The 19,384-nt window shown below is 59.4% G+C and carries 20 protein-coding genes, 1 tRNA gene and 1 pseudogene; 16 read left to right on the top strand and 6 right to left on the bottom strand.

Annotated elements, in window-relative coordinates; all coding sequences use genetic code 11:
- Window positions 1-12: 12 nt before the first annotated feature.
- Together KW841_RS08205 and KW841_RS08200 are read left to right on the top strand one after the other, a co-directional pair.
- A complete protein-coding gene (locus KW841_RS08205) occupies window positions 13-963 on the top strand; it encodes an alpha-E domain-containing protein (protein WP_007971901.1) in 951 nt (316 codons plus the stop codon).
- On the top strand, window positions 960-1,769 hold the full coding sequence (locus tag KW841_RS08200) for a transglutaminase family protein (RefSeq protein WP_116582385.1): 810 nt from the start codon (window positions 960-962) through the stop codon (window positions 1,767-1,769). Before KW841_RS08205 ends, KW841_RS08200 begins: the two co-directional genes overlap by 4 nt.
- A gap of 123 nt (window positions 1,770-1,892) precedes the next feature.
- On the opposite strand, the gene KW841_RS08195 is transcribed toward KW841_RS08200, so the two are convergent.
- Window positions 1,893-2,693: a cytochrome c gene (locus KW841_RS08195; RefSeq protein WP_218475472.1), complete on the bottom strand. Its 801-nt coding sequence runs from the start codon at window positions 2,691-2,693 to the stop codon at window positions 1,893-1,895.
- A 625-nt stretch (window positions 2,694-3,318) separates the two neighbouring features.
- Here KW841_RS08195 and KW841_RS08190 point away from each other — a divergent pair.
- The 4 genes and pseudogenes from KW841_RS08190 to KW841_RS29625 all read left to right on the top strand — a co-directional run.
- Window positions 3,319-4,524: an acetyl-CoA C-acetyltransferase gene (locus KW841_RS08190; protein WP_218475150.1), complete on the top strand. Its 1,206-nt coding sequence runs from the start codon at window positions 3,319-3,321 to the stop codon at window positions 4,522-4,524.
- Between the two features lie 24 nt (window positions 4,525-4,548).
- Complete coding sequence (locus KW841_RS08185; RefSeq protein WP_218475148.1) at window positions 4,549-6,693, top strand: 3-hydroxyacyl-CoA dehydrogenase NAD-binding domain-containing protein; 2,145 nt, start codon at window positions 4,549-4,551, stop codon at window positions 6,691-6,693.
- Window positions 6,694-6,788: 95 nt separating this feature from the next.
- Window positions 6,789-7,511 carry an amidotransferase gene (locus tag KW841_RS08180; RefSeq protein ID WP_007971914.1) on the top strand — a complete coding sequence of 241 codons (723 nt, stop codon included), beginning with the start codon at window positions 6,789-6,791 and terminating at the stop codon, window positions 7,509-7,511.
- Between the two features lie 80 nt (window positions 7,512-7,591).
- Window positions 7,592-7,678 (top strand): annotated as a pseudogene (locus KW841_RS29625) (outer membrane lipoprotein carrier protein LolA); the annotation flags it as partial.
- Here the strand turns inward: KW841_RS29625 and KW841_RS08175 are convergent.
- The 3 genes from KW841_RS08175 to KW841_RS08165 form a co-directional block, all read right to left on the bottom strand.
- Window positions 7,674-8,645 carry a magnesium and cobalt transport protein CorA gene (locus KW841_RS08175; protein WP_218475146.1) on the bottom strand — a complete coding sequence of 324 codons (972 nt, stop codon included), beginning with the start codon at window positions 8,643-8,645 and terminating at the stop codon, window positions 7,674-7,676. The pseudogene KW841_RS29625 and the gene KW841_RS08175 sit on opposite strands and share 5 nt — an antisense overlap.
- 163 nt (window positions 8,646-8,808) lie before the next feature.
- Window positions 8,809-9,531: a 1-acyl-sn-glycerol-3-phosphate acyltransferase gene (locus KW841_RS08170; protein ID WP_218475144.1), complete on the bottom strand. Its 723-nt coding sequence runs from the start codon at window positions 9,529-9,531 to the stop codon at window positions 8,809-8,811.
- A gap of 214 nt (window positions 9,532-9,745) precedes the next feature.
- Window positions 9,746-10,435, bottom strand: coding sequence for a crotonase/enoyl-CoA hydratase family protein (locus KW841_RS08165; RefSeq protein ID WP_218475142.1), 690 nt, complete (start codon window positions 10,433-10,435; stop codon window positions 9,746-9,748).
- Between the two features lie 308 nt (window positions 10,436-10,743).
- On the opposite strand from KW841_RS08165, the gene KW841_RS08160 reads away from it, so the two are divergent.
- The 3 genes from KW841_RS08160 (at window position 10,744) to KW841_RS08150 (ending at window position 11,735) form a co-directional block, all read left to right on the top strand.
- Window positions 10,744-10,833, top strand: a tRNA-Ser gene (locus KW841_RS08160).
- 318 nt (window positions 10,834-11,151) lie between these two features.
- The gene (locus KW841_RS08155; protein ID WP_218475140.1) at window positions 11,152-11,406 is read left to right on the top strand and encodes a type II toxin-antitoxin system HicA family toxin; all 255 of its coding nucleotides are present in this window, start codon (window positions 11,152-11,154) and stop codon (window positions 11,404-11,406) included.
- A complete protein-coding gene (locus KW841_RS08150; RefSeq protein ID WP_008017639.1) occupies window positions 11,403-11,735 on the top strand; it encodes a type II toxin-antitoxin system HicB family antitoxin in 333 nt (110 codons plus the stop codon). The genes KW841_RS08155 and KW841_RS08150 overlap by 4 nt, the downstream gene beginning before the upstream one ends.
- A gap of 144 nt (window positions 11,736-11,879) precedes the next feature.
- On the opposite strand, the gene KW841_RS08145 is transcribed toward KW841_RS08150, so the two are convergent.
- Window positions 11,880-12,464: a hypothetical protein gene (locus KW841_RS08145; RefSeq protein ID WP_218475138.1), complete on the bottom strand. Its 585-nt coding sequence runs from the start codon at window positions 12,462-12,464 to the stop codon at window positions 11,880-11,882.
- 300 nt (window positions 12,465-12,764) lie between these two features.
- On the opposite strand from KW841_RS08145, the gene KW841_RS08140 reads away from it, so the two are divergent.
- The 6 genes from KW841_RS08140 (at window position 12,765) to KW841_RS08115 (ending at window position 15,208) form a co-directional block, all read left to right on the top strand.
- Complete coding sequence (locus KW841_RS08140) at window positions 12,765-13,085, top strand: YbjQ family protein (RefSeq protein ID WP_218475135.1); 321 nt, start codon at window positions 12,765-12,767, stop codon at window positions 13,083-13,085.
- A gap of 144 nt (window positions 13,086-13,229) precedes the next feature.
- A complete protein-coding gene (locus KW841_RS08135; RefSeq protein WP_033047548.1) occupies window positions 13,230-13,418 on the top strand; it encodes a hypothetical protein in 189 nt (62 codons plus the stop codon).
- Between the two features lie 310 nt (window positions 13,419-13,728).
- A complete protein-coding gene (locus KW841_RS08130; RefSeq protein WP_007971921.1) occupies window positions 13,729-14,097 on the top strand; it encodes a hypothetical protein in 369 nt (122 codons plus the stop codon).
- A 112-nt stretch (window positions 14,098-14,209) separates the two neighbouring features.
- Complete coding sequence (locus KW841_RS08125; protein WP_007971923.1) at window positions 14,210-14,677, top strand: YMGG-like glycine zipper-containing protein; 468 nt, start codon at window positions 14,210-14,212, stop codon at window positions 14,675-14,677.
- 16 nt (window positions 14,678-14,693) lie between these two features.
- Window positions 14,694-14,876 (top strand): hypothetical protein, encoded by a 183-nt coding sequence (locus KW841_RS08120; RefSeq protein ID WP_015096083.1) that lies wholly within the window; start codon window positions 14,694-14,696, stop codon window positions 14,874-14,876.
- Between the two features lie 107 nt (window positions 14,877-14,983).
- Window positions 14,984-15,208, top strand: a complete 225-nt coding sequence (locus KW841_RS08115) for a hypothetical protein (protein ID WP_218475132.1) — start codon at window positions 14,984-14,986, stop codon at window positions 15,206-15,208.
- Here KW841_RS08115 and KW841_RS08110 read toward each other — a convergent pair.
- Window positions 15,189-18,410 (bottom strand): RHS repeat-associated core domain-containing protein, encoded by a 3,222-nt coding sequence (locus KW841_RS08110; protein WP_218475130.1) that lies wholly within the window; start codon window positions 18,408-18,410, stop codon window positions 15,189-15,191. The two genes, KW841_RS08115 and KW841_RS08110, sit on opposite strands and share 20 nt — an antisense overlap.
- Window positions 18,411-18,657: 247 nt before the next feature.
- Between KW841_RS08110 and KW841_RS08105 the strand changes: the two genes are divergently transcribed.
- Window positions 18,658-19,353 (top strand): HAD-IA family hydrolase, encoded by a 696-nt coding sequence (locus KW841_RS08105; protein WP_218475127.1) that lies wholly within the window; start codon window positions 18,658-18,660, stop codon window positions 19,351-19,353.
- The last annotated feature ends 31 nt before the right edge of the window (window positions 19,354-19,384 follow it).

Here is a 19,384-nt window from a genome sequence, read left to right as displayed (position 1 = left end):
AGGAAGCCTGCCATGTTAAGTAGAACTGCCTCGGATTTGTATTGGATGTCGCGTTACCTGGAGCGGGCGGAAAACCTCGCACGGATGCTCGACATCAGCTATTCGCTGTCGCTGATGCCGCAAGACGGCCGTGGCGACGGTTTGCACGAATTGGCCATGCCACTGTTGATCACCGGCACCCTGGACGATTACCTGGAGCGCCATGGCGAACTGCATGCCGAACGGCTGCTGCATTTCTTCGCCCTGGATGCGGCCAACCCGGCGAGCATCTACAGCTGCCTCGGTGCCGCACGGGCCAGCGCCCATGCGGTGCGTGGGCGCATCACCGCCGACATGTGGGAAAACATCAACGCCACCTGGCTGGAAATTCGCGGCATCGCCGAACAGGGTCTCAGTCGCTACGGCATGAGCCGTTTCTGCGAGTGGATCAAGGAGCGCTCCCACCTGTTCCGGGGCGCGTCCTACGGCACCATCATGCGTAACGATGCGTTTCGCTTCATTCGTCTGGGGACTTTCATCGAGCGGGCGGACAACACCTTGCGCCTGCTCGATGCCCGTTACGAAATGGCCGGCGACCAGGCCGAAGCGGTCAGCGATGGCACCGCTCACGCGTATTACCAGTGGAGCGCGTTGTTGCGGGCGTTGTCGTCGTTCGAGGCCTACACGGAAATCTACCGTGACGCCCCTGGCGCCCGACATGTCGCCGAATTGCTGTTGCTGCGCGCCGATGTGCCGCGCTCCCTGCGCGCCTGCACCGAAGAGATCGACCAGATCCTCGCGCAATTGCCGGGGGCCAACGGTCGTCCCGCACAGCGCCTGGCGGCAGAAATGGACGCGCGCCTGCGCTACACCGGCATCCATGAAATTCTCGAAGAAGGCCTGCACGCCTGGCTGACCGAGTTCATCCCGCTGGTGCGCCAGTTGGGTAACGCGATTCACAGTTCTTATCTGGAGGCCGCATGAGACTTTCCATTAGCCACGAGACCACCTATCACTACGAAGACAAGGTGCGGGCGAGCATCCAGTACCTGCGGCTAACGCCCCACGACAGCGAGCGCCAGCACGTGCTCAGTTGGCAGCTCGACCTGCCGCGCCCGGTGCGGGCGCAACTCGATCCATTCGGCAACATCCTGCATGTGCTAACGATGGACGAGCCTCACGAGGCGATCATCATCGGTGCCCGCGGCCAGGTCGATATCGATGAATGGCGTGAGGCCGAGCACGAAAGCCAGTCGGCACTGCCGTTTCTGCGCTTTACCCGGTTGACTGAAGCCGACGCCGCCCTGCGTGCGTTCGCCGAGAAGCAATGCAAGCAACGCCGCGACCGCACGGCGTTGATCGATCTGATGCATGGCCTCAACCAGCATATGACCTACACGCCGGGTTCCACGGAAGTGGACACCAGCGCGGCCCAGGCCTTTGCCGGACGCTCTGGCGTCTGTCAGGACCATACCCATGCATTTCTTGCCTGCACCCGCAGCCTGGGCATTCCTGCACGTTATGTGTCGGGCTATCTGTACAGCGAAAGCAGCGAACACCTGGCCAGCCACGCCTGGGCCGAAGCCTGGCTGGATGACGCCTGGTACAGCTTCGACGTGACCAACGAACTGGCCCGGCCGGAGCGTCACCTGAAACTGGCGGTGGGCCTGGATTACCTGGATGCCTGCCCGGTACGCGGGATGCGCCGGGGCGGCGGGTGTGAGCAGATGCATGCGAAGGTGCTGGTCTCACCGACGCCCGCGCCGGTGATTTCAGTGCAGCAGCAATAACTAGAGGTCTGCAAAATCCTGTGGGAGCGAGCTTGCTCGCGATGGCGACCTTTCAGTCGATACTACCGTGACTGACACACCGCTATCGCGAGCAAGCTCGCTCCCACAGGGATCATGTCAGTGCTAGTGCTGAATCTTGCGCCCGACCATATGCTGCAAATACCCCACCAGCATCCCCAGCTCCCCATCCGGCAACACCTCGGCCGAGAACCCGGGCATCTTCGCCTGTGGCCATTGGCGCAAACTCTGTGGATCGCGAATGTAGCGCTTGAGGAAGTCCGCGCCGAAGTACTCGGTCGGGCTGTATGGAATATTCAGGTCCGGCCCGAACTGCGCATCCCCGGCACCATTGAGTCGATGGCACGCCAGGCAGTTCTTCTGGAACAACGCAAAACCCTTGTTCACCGGATCATCCGCCTTCAAGGACGGATCGGGCAGCAGGGCAGGGAAACGCTCGGCCACGGGCGCCAGGCGCTTGATGCTCGCCACCTGGAACGGCCATTGCTCGGGGCTGATGTTGCCGGCCTGCGGTTCGGTCCAGACCAGATAGAACGGCCCGGCACCCGGCTTGCCTTCCGCTAGCGCCGGCCACGGTTTGGCCGGGTCTTCAATCGCCAGCCAGGCCCGCGCCCCTAGGGTATTGAGCAGTGGCGCCGCGGCCATTTCGGCGGCAAAGCCATCTAGGGCCACGGCTTGCAGGTGGTCGTCCGGCTTGATGCCGGTCAGCAGGGCGGACAGAGGCACGGCGCGGTAGCTCATGTCCCTTTTGTAGGAAACGTCGTTGCTGATATTGAGGGTTTGCACCTGGGGATGCTTGAGCAATTCCTCCGTCTGCCAGGTGCGACTGTTCGCGCCCAGCTCCAGATTCAGCTGTGCGGCATAAAGGGGCGAGCCGATCAGCAGGGCCCCGAGCAGAATGAGCATTTTCAAATTGATTGCCGTCCTTGTCGTGGAAGTGCCATGAAGGGTGGCACAGCCACGCTGGCCCGGGTAGCGGGCCAGTCACATTTTGATAGTGGCAATTCAAAAACTGTGACGCCGTATCTCTTGGACGCGACTAGCCGATGACCTTGGTCAGGTTCGGCAGTATCAACAACAGCGTGGTGGCAAAAAGGATGAGCCCGGCTTGACGTACTTTCGATTGTTTGAACATGGCTTGACCGCCTTTATTGTTATTTCCTGATGCCTGCCTGCATAGCTCCATGATGGCAGCGCGTTGCACTTCCTGTAGTGACGAGCGCCTCGGCAAAACCCGACGACAACTTCGTACAAGTTCACCTTAGAGCCCGCGTTGCGCTTGGTTTAGATCCATTTCATATGGTGAGGTTGCGATTTGCTTTAAAAAAGGCATGAGGCCTATTGCCAGCTTCTTTGCCGCCCTTTGGCTAGACAGCTTGGTGTCCTGAATCGGTTAATCCGCTCGTTCACGACCGTCCGTCTGAGCGTGTGCGTCAACATCTGTGAGCGCTGCGGTCATTGAATCAAACGCGGCTCGGGCCAAGAGTGGGCACTCTGCCTTTACTCTCCTGCACTGCGGTTCGAGGACGTCATGACCCAAGCATTGATTTTCGACGCATTACGCACGCCCCGTGGCAAAGGCAAGGCCGACGGCGCCTTGCACAGTGTCAAGCCGGTGAACCTGGTGGCCGGTTTGCTCAACGCGCTGCAGCAGCGCACGGCGCTGGACACCAGCCAGGTCGATGACGTGGTGCTCGGCTGCGTGACGCCGATTGGCGATCAAGGTTCTGACATCGCCAAGACCGCCGCCCAGGTGGCCGATTGGGATGTCAGTGTGGCGGGGGTACAAATCAACCGTTTCTGCGCTTCGGGGCTGGAGGCGGTCAACCTCGGCGCAATGAAAGTGCGTTCCGGCTTCGAGGATCTGGTGGTGGTCGGTGGTGTCGAGTCGATGTCACGGGTGCCGATGGGCAGCGATGGCGGCGCCTGGGCGCTGGACCCGGCGACCAACCTGCACAGCCATTTCACTCCGCAAGGGGTGGGTGCCGACCTGATCGCCACCCTTGAAGGTTTCAGCCGTCAGGACGTCGATGCCTACGCCCTGCATTCCCAGCAGAAGGCAGCGCGGGCGCGGGCCGACGGTTCGTTCAACAAGTCGCTGGTGCCGGTGCAGGACCAGAACGGCATCATCCTGCTCGATCACGATGAGTTCATTCGCGCCGAATCGACCCTGGAAGGCCTGGGCAAGCTCAAGCCGAGTTTCGAGATGATGGGGCAGATGGGGTTCGATGCCACCGCGCTGCGGGTCTACAGCCATGTCGAACGGATCAATCATGTTCACACTCCGGGCAACAGCTCCGGGATTGTCGATGGCGCGGCGTTGATGCTCATCGGCTCCGAAGCCAAGGGCCGGGAGTTGGGGCTGCAGGCGCGGGCGCGGATTGTCGCCACGGCGGTCACCAGTACCGACCCGACCATCATGCTCACCGGCCCGGCGCCGGCGACCCGCAAGGCGTTGGCCAAGGCCGGGCTGCGGGTTGAAGACATCGACCTGTTCGAGGTCAATGAGGCGTTTGCTTCGGTAGTGTTGAAATTCATCAAGGACATGGCGGTCGACCCAGACAAGGTCAATGTCAACGGCGGTTCCATCGCCATGGGCCACCCGCTGGGCGCCACCGGTTGCGCCATTCTCGGCACGCTGCTGGATGAACTGGAAGCCCGACGGCTGCGATATGGCCTCGCGACCCTGTGTGTCGGCGGCGGCATGGGCATTGCCACCATCATCGAACGCCTCTGAGCCCGGACTTCAAGGAACCCCGTTATGAGCGAAGCCATTCGTTACGAAAAAGACCAGGACAACATTGTCGTCCTGACCATCGACCTGCCTGGCCAGAGCGCCAACACCATGAACGCGGTGTACCGCGAGGCCATGGCCGACTGCGTCTCGCGCCTGGTAGGCGACAAGGACGACATCGCCGGTGTGATCATCACGTCGGCCAAGAAAACCTTCTTTGCCGGCGGCGACCTCAATGAATTGATCAAGGTCGGCAAGCCCGAAGCCAAAGCCTTCTACGACATGGTGCTGACCCTCAAGGGGCAGTTGCGCACCTTGGAAACCCTCGGCAAACCGGTGGTTGCGGCGATCAACGGCGCGGCACTCGGCGGCGGCTGGGAAATCTGCCTGGCCTGCCATCATCGGGTGGCGCTGGATAATCCTGCGGTGCAACTCGGCCTGCCGGAAGTCACCCTTGGCCTGCTGCCGGGCGGTGGTGGCGTGGTGCGCATGGTGCGTATGCTCGGGATCGAAAAAGCCCTGCCGTACCTGCTGGAAGGCAAGAAGGTGCGGCCGCAACAGGCATTGCAGGCAGGCTTGATCGACGCGTTGGCAACCGACCGCGAAGATCTGCTGGCCAAGGCGCGGGCGTGGATTCTCGCCAACCCGGTGGCGGTACAACGCTGGGATGTGAAGGGCTATCAGATTCCGGGCGGCACACCGTCAAGCCCGAAAGTCGCCCAGATGCTGGCGATTGCCCCGTCTATCCTGCGCAGCAAAACCCAGGGCACGATGCCCGCGCCGGAGAAAATCCTCTGCGCAGCGGTCGAGGGCGCGCAGGTGGATTTCGACACCGCGCACCTGATCGAAACCCGCTACTTCACCGAACTGACCACCGGCCAGGTCTCGAAAAACCTGATCGGCACGTTCTGGTTCCAACTCAACGAAATCAACGCCGGTGGCTCGCGGCCGCAAGGTTTTGCGCCTTATGTCACCCGCAAGGTCGGCGTGCTCGGCGCCGGGATGATGGGCGCCGGTATTGCGTTTGTCAGCGCGTCGGCGGGTATCGATGTGGTACTCAAGGACATCAACCTCGTCGCAGCCGAGAAGGGCAAGGCCCATTCGGCAGCGCTGCTGGACAAGAAAGTCGCTCGCGGACAAATGAGCATCGAGCAACGTGACGCGGTGCTGGCGCGCATCCAAACCAGCGAAAACGATGCTGACCTGGCCGGTTGCGACCTGATCATCGAGGCGGTGTTCGAGGATCGTGACCTGAAGGCCAAAGTCTCGTTGGCCGCGCAGAAGGTCGTCGGCGCGGACGCGGTGATCGCGTCCAACACCTCGACCTTGCCGATCAGCGGCCTGGCGTGCGCCGTGCCCGATCAGAGCAAGTTCATCGGCCTGCATTTTTTCAGCCCCGTGGAAAAAATGCCGCTGGTGGAAATCATCAAGGGTGCCAATACCAGCGACGAAACCCTGGCCCGCGGATTCGATTACGTCCTGCAAATCAGGAAAACCCCGATTGTGGTCAATGACAGCCGCGGTTTCTTCACGTCGCGGGTGTTCGGCACCTTCACCAACGAAGGCATTGCCATGCTGGGCGAAGGTGTGAACGCGGCGATGATCGAGACTGAAGCACGCAAGGCCGGCATGCCTGTAGGACCGCTGGCGATCTCTGATGAAGTTTCCCTCAGCCTGATGAGCCATATCCGCCTGCAAACGGCCAAGGACCTGCAAGCAGAAGGCAAGCCACTGACAGAACATCCTGCGTTTGCCGTCATCGACTTGCTGCTCAATGAGTTCAAGCGCCCGGGCAAGGCTGCCGGTGGCGGTTTCTACGAGTATCCGGCGGGCGGCCAGAAACACCTGTGGCCGGAGTTGAAAAAACGCTTCGAGAAAGCCGACGGGCAGATTTCGCCAGTGGATGTGCGTGATCGCCTGCTGTTCGTGCAAGCCATCGAAACCGTGCGTTGTGTGGAGGAGGGCGTGTTGACCTCTACGGCGGACGCCAACGTCGGCTCGATCTTCGGCATCGGTTTCGCCCCCTGGACCGGCGGTGCACTGCAGTTCATCAATCAGTACGGCGTACAGGACTTTGTCGCCCGCGCCCAGTACCTGGCCAAGCAATATGGCGAACGGTTCGCGCCGCCTGCGCTGCTCCTGGAAAAAGCGGCGAAAGGGGAGGTCTTCTAAGGGTGTGATGACACATTTCGGGGCTTGCCTTGTCACCGTGTTTCGAGGCAGGCTCTGGGGTGTGCATTATTCCCATCACGTGTCAGGTATTTTTTATGTCGTTACGCATCTGCATTCTGGAAACCGACCACCTGCGTCCGGAATTGGTTGACCAATATCAGGGCTACGGGCAGATGTTCAAACACCTGTTTTCGCAGCAGCCGATTGCCGCCGAGTTCACGGTCTACAACGTGGTGCAGGGTGAATACCCAAGCGACGACCTGACATTCGACGCCTACCTGGTGACGGGCAGCAAGGCCGATTCCTTCGGCACCGACCCGTGGATCGAAACCCTCAAGAAGTACCTGTTGACCCGCTACGAGCGTGGCGACAAGTTGCTCGGCGTCTGCTTCGGTCATCAGTTGCTGGCATTGCTGCTCGGTGGCAAGAGCGAGCGTGCGACCCAGGGTTGGGGCGTCGGCACCCACAACTACAAACTGGCTGCCAAGGCGCCATGGATGAGCCCGGTGCGCGAGGAACTGACACTGCTGATCAGCCACCAGGATCAAGTCACGTCGCTGCCGGAAAACGCCACGGTCATCGCCTCCAGCGATTTCTGCCCGTATGCCGCCTATCACATCAACGATCAGGTGCTGTGCTTCCAGGGGCATCCGGAGTTCATCCACGACTACTCCCGCGCCCTGCTGGAGATTCGTCAGGATGCGCTGGGCCAGCAGATCTACTCCAAAGGCATTGCGAGCCTGGAGCAGGAGCACCACGGCACTACGGTTGCAGAGTGGATGATGCGGTTTGTCGCGCACAAGCCGGCCGCTGTTTAAAACCTGAATGCTTCGCGAGCAAGTCGGATCGCCGCACCGCCGCTCCCACATTGAAATGCGATCAACATGTGGGAGCGGGCTTGCTCGCGAAGGTCGTGAACGATAACGCGCCAAACCTGAAAGCCCACGGTGCTCTCAGGTTTTTCGCGAGCAAGCTCGCTCCTACAACCAGCCGGACTTCTTGAAACTCGCCCACAACCCCACGCAGCCCAGCGTAATAAACCCCAGCACTCCGAAATAGCCGTAGTGCCAGCTCAACTCCGGCATGTTCTGGAAGTTCATCCCGTAGATCCCCGCCACCGCCGTCGGAAAGGCCAGAATCGCCGCCCAGGCCGCAAACTTGCGTTGCACCACGCTCTGACGAGAGGCCTCCAGCAGCACTCCGACCTCAATCGTCTGGCTGGCAATATCCGCCAGGGTCGTGAGGTCTTCCATCTGCCGCGTTACATGGATCTGCACATCGCGAAAGTACGGACGCATGTTCTTGTCGATGAACGGGAAGCTCAGCTTTTGCAGTTCCTCGCCAATCTCCACCATCGGTGCCGCGTAACGACGCAGGCGCAATACATCCCGACGCAAGCCATGAAGTTTCTGAATGTCACGCTCATTCAGCGCACTGCACAGCACATTGCGTTCCAGCTCATCGATTTCAGCATGAATGGCTTCACCCATTGGCTGGTAGTTTTCGATGACGAAGTCGAGGATGGCGTAAAGTACGAAATCTTCTCCGTGCTCCAGCAGAATCGGACGTGCCTCACAGCGCTGTCGGACATAGGCGTAGGAAGCCGAATGGCCGTTGCGTGCGGTAATGATGTAGCCCTTGCCCGCAAATATATGTGTTTCGATGAACTCGAGTTTGCCTTCATTGCGAATCGGCGAGTACGTAACGATGAACAGCGCATCGCCGAAGGTTTCCAGCTTCGGCCGGCTGTGTTTTTCCAGGGCGTCTTCAATCGCCAGTTCGTGCAGGTTGAACTGGCGTTGCAGATTGGTCAGTTCCTGGGCGTTCGGCTCTTCCAGACCGATCCAGACAAAGTGCCCGGGCTTTGCCGCCCAGGCTGCGCCTTCGTCGAGGGTGATATTGGTGACTTTCTTACCGGCGCTATAAACCGCAGCAGCAACAACTCTACCCATGATGGTGATTCACTTCTTCTTGGCAGCTTTCAATTGGCAACAAATGCAATGGCAGTGTCGATCAGCTTAGCCCTGCAAGGGTTTGAGAGTCAGTTAAATCTGCCGAGTTCGCCGGTAAAGTCTCGCAGGCAAAAGAAAACCCGCACCAGGCGGGTTTTCTTGTTCAGGCGGCTTGCAGTTGCCGGTCCATCGACTCGATGCATTCACGCATCTGCTCGCGGCACTGGGCAATCAGCAGGGGCATGTCGTCCAGGCTCAATCCGGCGGTGGGAATCGCCGGCAACGAGCGAATCAGGATTTTCCCGCTGCGCCAGCGGTTCAATCGCATGTGTTTGACGTAACTGCTGACACACACCGGCACGATGGGTACCCCGGCGGCAATGGCCATCTGGAAGGCGCCTTTCTTGAAGGGCAGCAACTCCTCACCCAGGTTGCGCGTGCCTTCCGGGAACACCCAGATCGAGGTGTCTTTGTTTTGCAGGGTGTGGGTGGTGGTCAACATCGACTTGCGCGCCTTGTGCGCATTGCCGCGGTCGATCAGCACATTGCCGGCCAGCCAGAACAGCTGCCCGAACAGTGGCACCCATTTCAGGCTCTTTTTGCCGATGCACACGGTACGGCGGGGCACCACGTTGCCAAACACAAACAGGTCGTAGTTGGACTGATGATTGGCGACGATCACGCAGCTGTCAGGTTTATCCATCAACGGCCCGACATCGGTCTTCACCCGCAAACGCAAAATACACATGGCCGGCCACGCATACAGGCGTGCGCACAGGCGGCTGTTGTCCGGGTTGAAAGGTCGGCACAGGCCGAGGATCACACCCAGCACACCCGCCACGATAAAATGCAGGCCCATCAATGACATACGGAACAAAAACAGCATTTACAGGCCCCACCGGGACAAAAGGTGGCGCAGTGTACGGATGTGCACTGTTTTCGGCAATTGCTGCCAGAGTAGTGAGAGATAGCCGATGTTTGTGCTGATGTTTCCGACTAATGGGTCAGACGCGGTCTAGAGCGGTTACAGGTGTTTAACCAGGACAGGTACGAAAAAGCCCGACACGACGGTCGGGCTTTTCGTTGCAGCAGATACGGGCTTAACCCAGATGCTCCTGGTCCTGGATGATCGCGTTGTCCAGGGCCTCCAGCAACGCTTTGCGTACTTTCAATTTGGTGTTCTTGTGCGCGGTCATGTTGATCTTCTTCAACTGACGAGCCGCCGCCAGTGCCGTGCCTTGCAGCTCTTCAGCCGACACCACGACATCCAGGAAGCCGGCAGTCACGGCGCCTTGCGGGCTGAACATCTCACCGTTGACCACCGAGCGCTGAAGCGCCACTTTGTTCAGACGGTCACGGGCGATCTCGATGCCCGCGTGGTGCATGGTCATGCCGATCTGCACTTCGTTCAGGCCAATGCTGAACGGACCGTCTACGCCGATGCGATAGTCGGCCGACAACAGCAGGAACGCACCCTTGGCCACCGCATGCCCCGGGCACGCTACGATCACCGGGAAGGGGTGCGACAGCAGACGGCGGGCCAGGGTCGAGCCGGAGGTCACCAGTGCCACGGCTTCTCTAGGACCCGCCGTCATCACCTTCAAGTCATAACCGCCAGAGAGAATGCCCGGCTGCCCGGTAATGATCACCACCGCACGATCAGTCACTGCCCGATCCAGCGCAGCGTTGAACTCGGCAATCACATCCGGGGAGATGGCATTGACCTTGCCATTGCTCAAGGTCAGGGTCGCGATACCGTCTTCGAGATGGTAGGAAATCAACTCACTCATGACGCTATTCCTTTCAATAAAGTTGGGCAGACGTTACCCACCGCCGCAGGCCAGGTAAAGCGCCGTGACTGACCCGCCAGTCACCCTTTGCCCGCCAGCCAGGCGCAGCCCGCCGCGCCTGCTGCGCATTCCCCTCTATATAGAAGAGGGCACGAAGCCGGAGATTGGCCGGTTTGCCATGGCCCAGAGGGAGCGCAAACGCTGAATCGCGTTAACCGCATGAAAATTCTGAAAAAAATGTTTGCCATCGGAAAAGCTTTCGACTACATTAGCGCGCCTCGACAGACAGAACATGTTTGAAGAGATACGGTGAAGTGTCCGAGTGGCTTAAGGAGCACGCCTGGAAAGTGTGTATACAGGAAACTGTATCGAGAGTTCGAATCTCTCCTTCACCGCCACATTCAGTAAACACAAACCCCTGATTTTCCTAGAGAGAGTCGGGGGTTTGTGGTTTTTTGCGTCTGAAAAAAGGCGATATGGGAACAATAAGCAGCGTACCTCCTTACGCAACTCTCAGAGTTTGCCTACAACTTCAGCGAGACCCACCGGATATTCTTGTAACCGCCCCAAACAAAATCTGAACCTCAGACACGAAAACGCCGCTTTCCTGTTGCTGGGTAAGCGGCGTTTTCTTCTCGCGTGTTGGAGGGGCGCTTCATGCATCAGCGATGTCATTCGCGGTTGCTAAACCCGGTGCGGTATCATGATATAATACCATGAATAATAAACAGCTCGGCACGCTCAAAGCCGTGTTCTCAAGGCCTACCCCAGCCACACTGGAATGGGCGCGTATCGAGTCCTTGCTCGGCGCAGCAGGCGCCAGAACCATTGAAGGTCATGGATCGCGAGTACGTTTTGAACTCAATGGCGTGGTGGCCACCTTTCACCGTCCCCACCCCGACAAAGAAGCCAAGCCCTACCAAGTGCGTGACGCTCGGGCTTTCCTTGAACAAGCAGGAGTTACGCCGTGAACGTGATGAATTACAACGGCTATGCAGCCAGAATTGAGTACAGCGACGAAGATGGCTTGTTTGTCGGCCACATCGCAGGGATCAAGGATGTCGTTGGGTTTCACGGCGAGTCAGTCCAGGAACTCCGAGCGGCGTTCGAAGAGGCCGTCACTGACTATCTGGAAACGTGCGCCAAGCTCGGACGTGCACCGCAGAAACCCTACTCGGGCAACCTGAGTCTGCGTCTGGCCCCCGCACTGCATGCGACGGTCGCGGTAAAAGCGCAGTTAGCTCACAAGAGTATCAATCAGTGGGTCGCCGACGTGCTTGATCGCGAAGCGCATGCCTAAGGTTGTGTTATTTGTTCACTGCGGTATCTGGTCAGGTGTGACTGCGGAATCGGACTGCTGCAATGGCATCAGTGCTTTTGCAGAGAAATGGCCAGGTTCACTGGCCTGCACCACATTCATTTTAAATCGCGGCAGAAAAAGCCACTACGTCAGCTCAAACCGCTCTTGCGCATAATCCTTACCTGCCAGGGTAAGTTCAAAAATGGTGGCGCCGAACGTACCCCGAGTCACTTTTTGATTCACAAGACGTTTAGCCTGGAGTTGCTTCAGACCCTCTTCAACTTCCAGCTTGCTGAGTGAGACCAGCTTGCAAATCGAGTCCAGGTTTGCAACTTTTCTGAAGTTTGCGTGATAGGCCAACGCTTCCATCAGTAGCGTTTGGTTATCTGTCAGCTGTGGAAACTGTGGGTTGTTCTTTTTGTAAATTTTTCGCTCTATCTCATGTAGCTCACTGTAGGCTCCGTCGTTGCTGCGGTAGTAGTAAATCACTAAGGTCAGTGTGCTGACGAACGCCCCGATAGCCATCAGCAGCGACCAGTTCGGCATTGGCGTTTCCAGTTGAAGCCAGCTCCATGTGCGTAGCAGCCAGCCCTTGGTCTCTGCCAACAACGTCAGCTCGAAGTAAGTGTCGAGCAGCTTTGTGGCAATGATCAGGGCAATAAGGAAACCTGCAGCCGAGTAGGCCATAGCCTTGCAAGTGAACGGGGAATGATTGCCTTCTGCCGCCATGCTGATGGTCTCCAGCGCAGGGAACCGATCTTTCAGCATAGCAGTAGGGCACTCTGGCATCGGCCACGCAAGCAGTGAACAAGGTGAGCCGGCTGTTAGACTGTCTGGATTCTTCGAATGGAATCGACATCATGCTCCATCCTCCGCAAGTGTTCGTGTGGCCGCCAGGTTCATAGCGACTGTGACGATAGCCATCGTCCGTTACGCATTACGCCCGGTGGCCAGCAACTCGGCCAATGATCCCGTGACTTTGCCGGCGTTTGATGCGCTGGCCGAATATCTGAACAGGAATAAACAGCAATGATCACCACTACAACCCACTCCATTGAAGGCCGGCAAATTACCGCCTACCTGGACATCGTCAGTGCCGAGTCAGTGCAAGGGATCAACGTTGTTCGTGACGTATTTGCCGGGATGCGCGACTTTTTCGGCGGGCGCTCCCAGACGTTGGAGCGAGCGTTGAACGAAGCACGCATTCAGGCCACCGATGAGATCAAGGAGCGGGCACGGGCGCTTCAGGCGGACGCTGTGGTGGGGCTTGACTATGAGATCAGCATGCCGGCCGGCAAGGGCGGGATGGTCGTCGTGTTTGTGACCGGGACAGCGGTCAAGTTGCGATGAGGGATCGCAGCCATTCGTCGGTCACATGGAAATTCGAACGGAAAGTCCATTAGTGACCGGCTAGTCTGAAAATCCTTGGCGGTCGATATTTTTCAGGCAAAGGGCTTGCCGGTGTCGATCCCGCTCGTTGAAAGGGGTGAAGAGATGGCTGATCCGTATATCGAGGACGATGGCGCAGAGTTTCCGATCAACAATTGCGTGCAGTGTGGCCAGACCCAGTATGTGGCCAGTTTCGGCGAGGACCAGACAGAGGTCGACAAGATCAAGACCAGGGCGTGCCGGGTCCTGAAGGGCAAGTTCCTGCCCAAGGTGACAGCACCGGTCAGGAAGTAGGCGAACGCAGGCAGACCCCGTCATTGAGCGGGGTTTTTCATGTCTGAAAGGTTTTCATGACTAATTTTTAAAGTGGCGATCTTTCACAAACTTTTCACAACAACCTCCGTAGTCTCGACTCATCCGTTAGAAAGCAATACCTGGCCCGTTTCCCCAGCGGGCTTTTTTTTGCCCGTCGTAAAACCTTTTCCAAAATTGCTGTCCAACCGTCGCCAATCGCGAAGTTGGACCGGCGTGCTGGACTCTATCCGCGCAAAAGCATTCAATCTCGCCTCCTTTGTGTGTACCCCTATTTTTTGAGGTTTTTGTCATGCGTTTAACACTGCCTGCTCTGGTTCTGGGGCTTCTGGTTGCTCAAGGTGCAATGGCCGGTGACGGTACTGCCGCGCTGGGTGGTGGCTTGGGCGGCGCATTGGGTAACGTGGTCGGCCAGAAGATGGGCGGCAGCACTGGCGCAGTGATCGGTGCGGGCGTTGCTGGCGCGGCGGGCAGCGCAGTTGCCGCCAAGAAAGGTCATCGCACCAGCGCTGCCATCGGCGGCGGTGTTGGCGCAGCCGGTGGTTCGGTGATCGGTAAAAGCCTGGGTGGCAATTCCGGTGCCACCATCGGCGCAGGCCTGGGCGGTGCCTTGGGCGGCGGCGTAGGCAGCAACCTGGCCAACGGTCACAAGCGTCACTGATGCTGATCCAGATGTGAAAAAGCCCGGCTTGATGCCGGGCTTTTTCATATATGAACGATTTCCGCCGCAGCGGCTCAAATCTTCTATACCCCTGAAGAATGCGAGGCGTGCCATGAACCCCAAAACCGACGGCAAACAGAACGCAAGCTTGATGACTCGACGATTGATGTTGCCAGCGATTGTTTTTGGATTGCTGCTCTCCCAGGTGGCGCTGGCAGGCGGTAATGGAGATGCCGCGGTGGGCGGTGGTCTTGGTGGGGTGCTGGGCAACGTGGTCGGTGGCCAGGTGGGTGGCAGTACTGGCGCAGCGATTGGTGCGGGTGTCGGCGGGGCGGCCGGCAGTGCTGTTGCCGCGCCCAAGCACAATCGCACCGAAGCGGCGGTAGGCGGTGGTTTGGGCGCGGCGGGCGGATCGGTGCTCGGCAACAGTCTTGGCGGTTCGACCGGATCGGCCATCGGTGCCGGTCTTGGCGGTGCAGCCGGCGGTGCGATCGGCAATGATCTGGGGGATGACAGTGGCCATTCCCATTCCGGTGGCGGACATAAACACTCGAACAAGCACCACAAAAAGCATCACTGATTGAGTGAGGCACACCATGACTCTGGAATCCGAAGGCACGGAAGACAAAGACCCAAGTGGCCAGCCATCCATCAACGATCCCGGCAATGAAGATCCGGGATCGCTGATGGATGATGCGACGGTGCCACTTAACGATGCTGATGACGCAGGCGATGTGGGGAATATCGAGTTTGATGATGAGGAAGAGGACGAAGACTGATTCAGGCCAGATGCCGAATCAACCGATCGTCTACTGGGTCGAACGCGTCCATCGCGCAGCCCTCGATATGTCATGACCTGCGCTTGAGGCCAGATGAGAGGTGCGATATGAACACTGATCCAAAGACCGTCGACGATGATGAAACGCCGGAGTACCCGCTGCCGTCACCTACCGATTCCTTGAGCCGCGACCAACGACCGCCGGACGACGATGCCGGCGTTGAGCAAGTGCCGAGCGACGAGGGCGACGAAAGTGTCGAGGCAGAACCGCACGATCGGCGCGATGCAGATATCGATGGCTCGGGAGACCCGGCTACTTCGAAGCGGCGGTGAGGACATTCGACGCTCGAATGCTTCCTGAGCGAATCGAGCCGAGGGGGTCGCCCGATCCCAGCGGATCCACCCACCCCATCGGGTTGCGGGTGTACCGATATGGGTTCAACCCACCGCCCGACCTGAGCGGATCCGGCGTCAGGAAGCGGCCGAAATCCGGATGGTAATAGCGATGCCGGTTGTAGTGCAGTCCACTCTCAGTATCGAAGTATTGCCCCTGAAACCGTAAGGGTTGTTCGAGTCCTTCGCCGCTCGACTCGCGGAGTTTGCCGTGGGCGGTGTATTGGGCCGACCAGACGATCGCACCGCCGTGCCCGGTCAGTTCCTGCGGGGTGCCGAGGTGGTCGAGTTGATAGTAGTACGGGCAGGTGTGTGCCCGGCCTTTGCCGTCGAGCAGCGCCAGCGGGCGGAAGCTACTGGGTTCGCCGGGCTCACTGCGTTCGTAGATGTAGCTGCGGTAGTGCCGGGTGCCGCTTTCAGCGACCAGCCGGTCGTCTTGCCAGAAGTATTGCGTGGTGTAGCCATCAACCGTTTTCTGGATGCGCCGGCCGAAAGCGTCGTAGCAATAGCTGACACTTTTACCGTCCGGGGAACTGACGCCGATCAGGCGATGCTGGCTGTCGTAGGCGTATTCGGTGACCTGGGGCGGCAGGCCGCGGCGTTCGCGGATCAGATTGCCGAAGGCGTCGTAGTCGTAGTAACTGCCGTCATTGCCACTGCCACTGCGCTGCAGGCGGTTGTCCTGATAAACACATGGGCCGGGACGCCCGTGGATCAACAGGTTGCCGGCCGGGTCGTGGGTGAAGTGCTCTGCGCACTGGTCGCGGGGGTGACGTACGCCGGTCAGGCGGTCGAGTGCATCGTATTGATAGTGGCGTGAACCGTGGCGGCTGTCGGTAACCTTCAAGAGATTGCCCTTGGCGCTGTAGGCATAGTTCCGGCAGTACAACGTTCGTTGTTTTTGGTTGATGACATGGGCCTGCAAACGGCCTTGCCCGTCGTAGGCGTAATCGCTGAGCAGAAGGCCTTGTTGGCGCTGCTGTTCGCGCCCGCCGACAAAACGATGGCGGGTCAGGGGGGTGCCGTTGAGGTCGATGGCCGTGAGGGCGCCTCCCTTGGCGTGGTGGTAGACGAGGATACAGGTGTCCGGCAGGCGCAGGCACTTGAGCCGACCGCAGACGTCGTAGTCGTAACGCAGAATGCCCCAACCCTGATGCTCGGTGATCAGTCGGTCCTGAAGGTCGTATTCGAACTGCAAGGGAGGGGCCCGACCGTCATTGACGCTGACCAGTCGCCCGAGCGTGTCGTAGTGGTACTCGACCCCGACCCCATCAGGCAAGGTTTTGACCCGTAACCGCCCGGCGCTGTCACGCTGATAGTCGGTGACCAGCTGCGAACCGTCGTCGCCAAACTCGGTCTTCTTCAGCAATTGGTCATTGCGGTCGTAGCTGTAGGTGGTGCGGCGTCCATCGAAGGCGGTTTCCTGTCGGATCAATCCTCCCGGTGTGTAGTCCAGACGGTATGTCTCGCCCACCTCGTTTTCGATCTCGGTCAGCAACAATTGCGCATGGTCGTAGCGGTACTTCAGCGCGCTGCCATCGGGGTTGATCCGACGGCTGATCAAGTGCAGGTCGTCGGCGTATTCGTAACGGGTTACCCGTCCCAGTTCGTCGGTCTCGGCGGTGATCCGGCCGTAGGCGTTGTAGCGCCAGGCACGGCAGGCCCCCATGGGCAGCGTGGTCCGGCTCAGTCGACCGACGGCATCCCACTCATAACGGGTGATGGCACCGTGTTCGTCCTGCCCGGTCATCCGCCGCCCTAACGCATCGTAGGAAAACATGCGCTGGGAACCATCGGGCAAGGTTTCTTCCAGCAATTGTCCCAGAGCGCTCCAGGCAAACCGGTGAATGCTCTGGTCTGGAAAGCGGATCGTCAGCAAGCGCCCCAGCGAGTCGTAGCCATAGTGGGTGATCTGTCCGTCGGGATCAGTGACGGCCGTGATGTCTCCCTGGGCATTGCGCTGGTAGCTCCACGTCGCCCGACCGCGGGTGCGGGTGTGCAGGAAACCGTGGTGATACTTGTAGGACGTGGGCGCCGTATCCGGCGCAAGTAGCGTGATCAGTCGCCCGGCTTCGTCATAATGGTATTGGGTGACGGCGCCGAGAGCGTCCTGCTCGAAGATCAACCGGCCCAGATTGTCGTAGGCCTTGTGCCGTTCGCCGCCGTCCAGCCCGATCTGGCGTACCAGTCGCGCGCTTGGATCATGAACGTAAACCTCCTGGCTGCCGTCGGCGTTGTTGATCGTCACGGTGCCTTGATCGTCCCAGGTGTAACGCGCCTCCATCTGCTCAAACGAGGCCCAATGATGGACGCAGCGGGCGGTTTTGCCGGAGCGTTCCCACGCCCAGAAGAAACTCGCGCCGCCCGCCAGTTGCCGTTGCAGGATCACGTGCTGCTCGTCGTAGTCATAACGCTCGCTTTCACCCGCGGCGTTGGTCACCTCGACCAGACGCTGGCGCGCGTCGTAGCGGTAGCTGGCCACTGTCTGTTCGGTGCGCCAGGTGTACGCCTGGGGCCCGCAGCGCTGAAACACCTGATAGTCGATGGCCACCAGGTGCTTGAGGTCATAACGCAGCAGCAAGGCACGATCGGCGCCGTTGTCCAGGCGCTGAATCCGTTCAAGGCCGTCCCGCTGCACCGTCAGGCGGTTGTCGTAGGCGTCGCTGATCACGGTCAGTCGGCCGTCGCGGAAATGAAAAAAACGCGCCACGTCGCCGGCCTGGGCGAGGATCAGTTCGCCCGATTCGTCGCCGAGGTAAATCGCCGCCCGCGACAGTCTGTTACGGATCAACGGGCGCGCCGTCGTCGGCCATGGAAATGGCGTGCGTCGGTTTTCGGCGTCGATCCACAGCACCTGCTCGCCGTGGAATTCCAGATGCTGGCACAGCGAGTGCCGCCAGCCGAAACCGAGCCCGCTGTCGAGTTCGACGGCACGGGTGCGATAGAAGCGGGTGAAGTCGAACGGCAAGATCCCGTCGAGGGTGCCGTCCGTCAGTGCCAGCGATACTTCACCGGTGACCATCGACACCGGGCCGTTGTGGGGGGCAGAGCGCTCAAGGGTATCGATACAGGCGGCGAACCTGTGCGCCTGTGTTAGGGGACCGCTGGCGGGACATGCCAATACCTTTTGGGGATCGAACATCTGCAGACTTTCGCTTGGCGGAATGTAGGACGTGAGACTCTGCGTAGGATCTTCATGGAAAGAAGTCGGGAAAGTTGGCGTTTGATGTAGGGCGAATCGCTAAATTACGAGAGCCATTCGGCGTGGATCGGGATTTCATCGTTGCTCTAAGACAGCCGCGCTCGATATGCTGCTGAATCCTTTAATCCATTCGGGTGCGGGCCTCACCTGCGCCGCCCGGGATGCCTTGGAAAACGGATCAGATGCGATGAATGCACCGCTCAAAACATTCGGCTCGATCAAGGCCGTGATTTTCGATATGGACGGCTTGCTGCTGGACACCGAGGGCATCTACACCGAAGTCACGTCCATCATTGCCGCGCGTTACGGCCGCACGTTCGACTGGAGCATCAAGCAGAACATCATTGGTCGGGGCGCAGGGGATCTGGCGCGTTATGTTGTTGAAGCGCTCGACCTGCCGATTACCGCCGAAGAGTTTCTGGTGATCCGCGAACCGCTGATGCGCGAGCGTTTTCCTACAGCGCAAGCAATGCCTGGCGCACAGGAACTAGTACGGCATCTGAAGGCCAACCACATTCCCATTGCCGTGGGTACCAGTTCATCGAGCCAGTCGTTCGGCCAGAAAACCACCCTGCACCGCGACTGGTTCACCTTGTTCGACTTCATCGTCACCGCCGATGACCCCGAGGTGGGGGCAGCCAAACCGGCACCGGATATCTTCCTGACGGCGGCGCGGCGTCTGGGCGTCGCGCCCGAGGATTGCCTGGTGTTCGAGGATTCGCCCTTTGGTGTCACCGCGGCGAAAGCGGCGGGGATGACGGCGATTGCGATTCCGGATGCGGCAATGGCCGACGCCCGGTACGCACACGCCGATGGCATTCTTCGTACGTTGAAGGCGTTCGAGCCGGACGCCTTTGGTTTGCCTGCGCTTGAGTGGGCCTAGCTGAAAAGACGGGATGACTCTGGCAAATGTG

The sequence above is a fragment of the Pseudomonas sp. PDM28 genome (assembly GCF_019219115.1).
Lineage (GTDB): Bacteria > Pseudomonadota > Gammaproteobacteria > Pseudomonadales > Pseudomonadaceae > Aquipseudomonas > Aquipseudomonas laurylsulfatiphila.
Note: the sequence above shows the minus strand (reverse complement) of the source record. Positions and strands in the feature narration are given on the sequence as shown.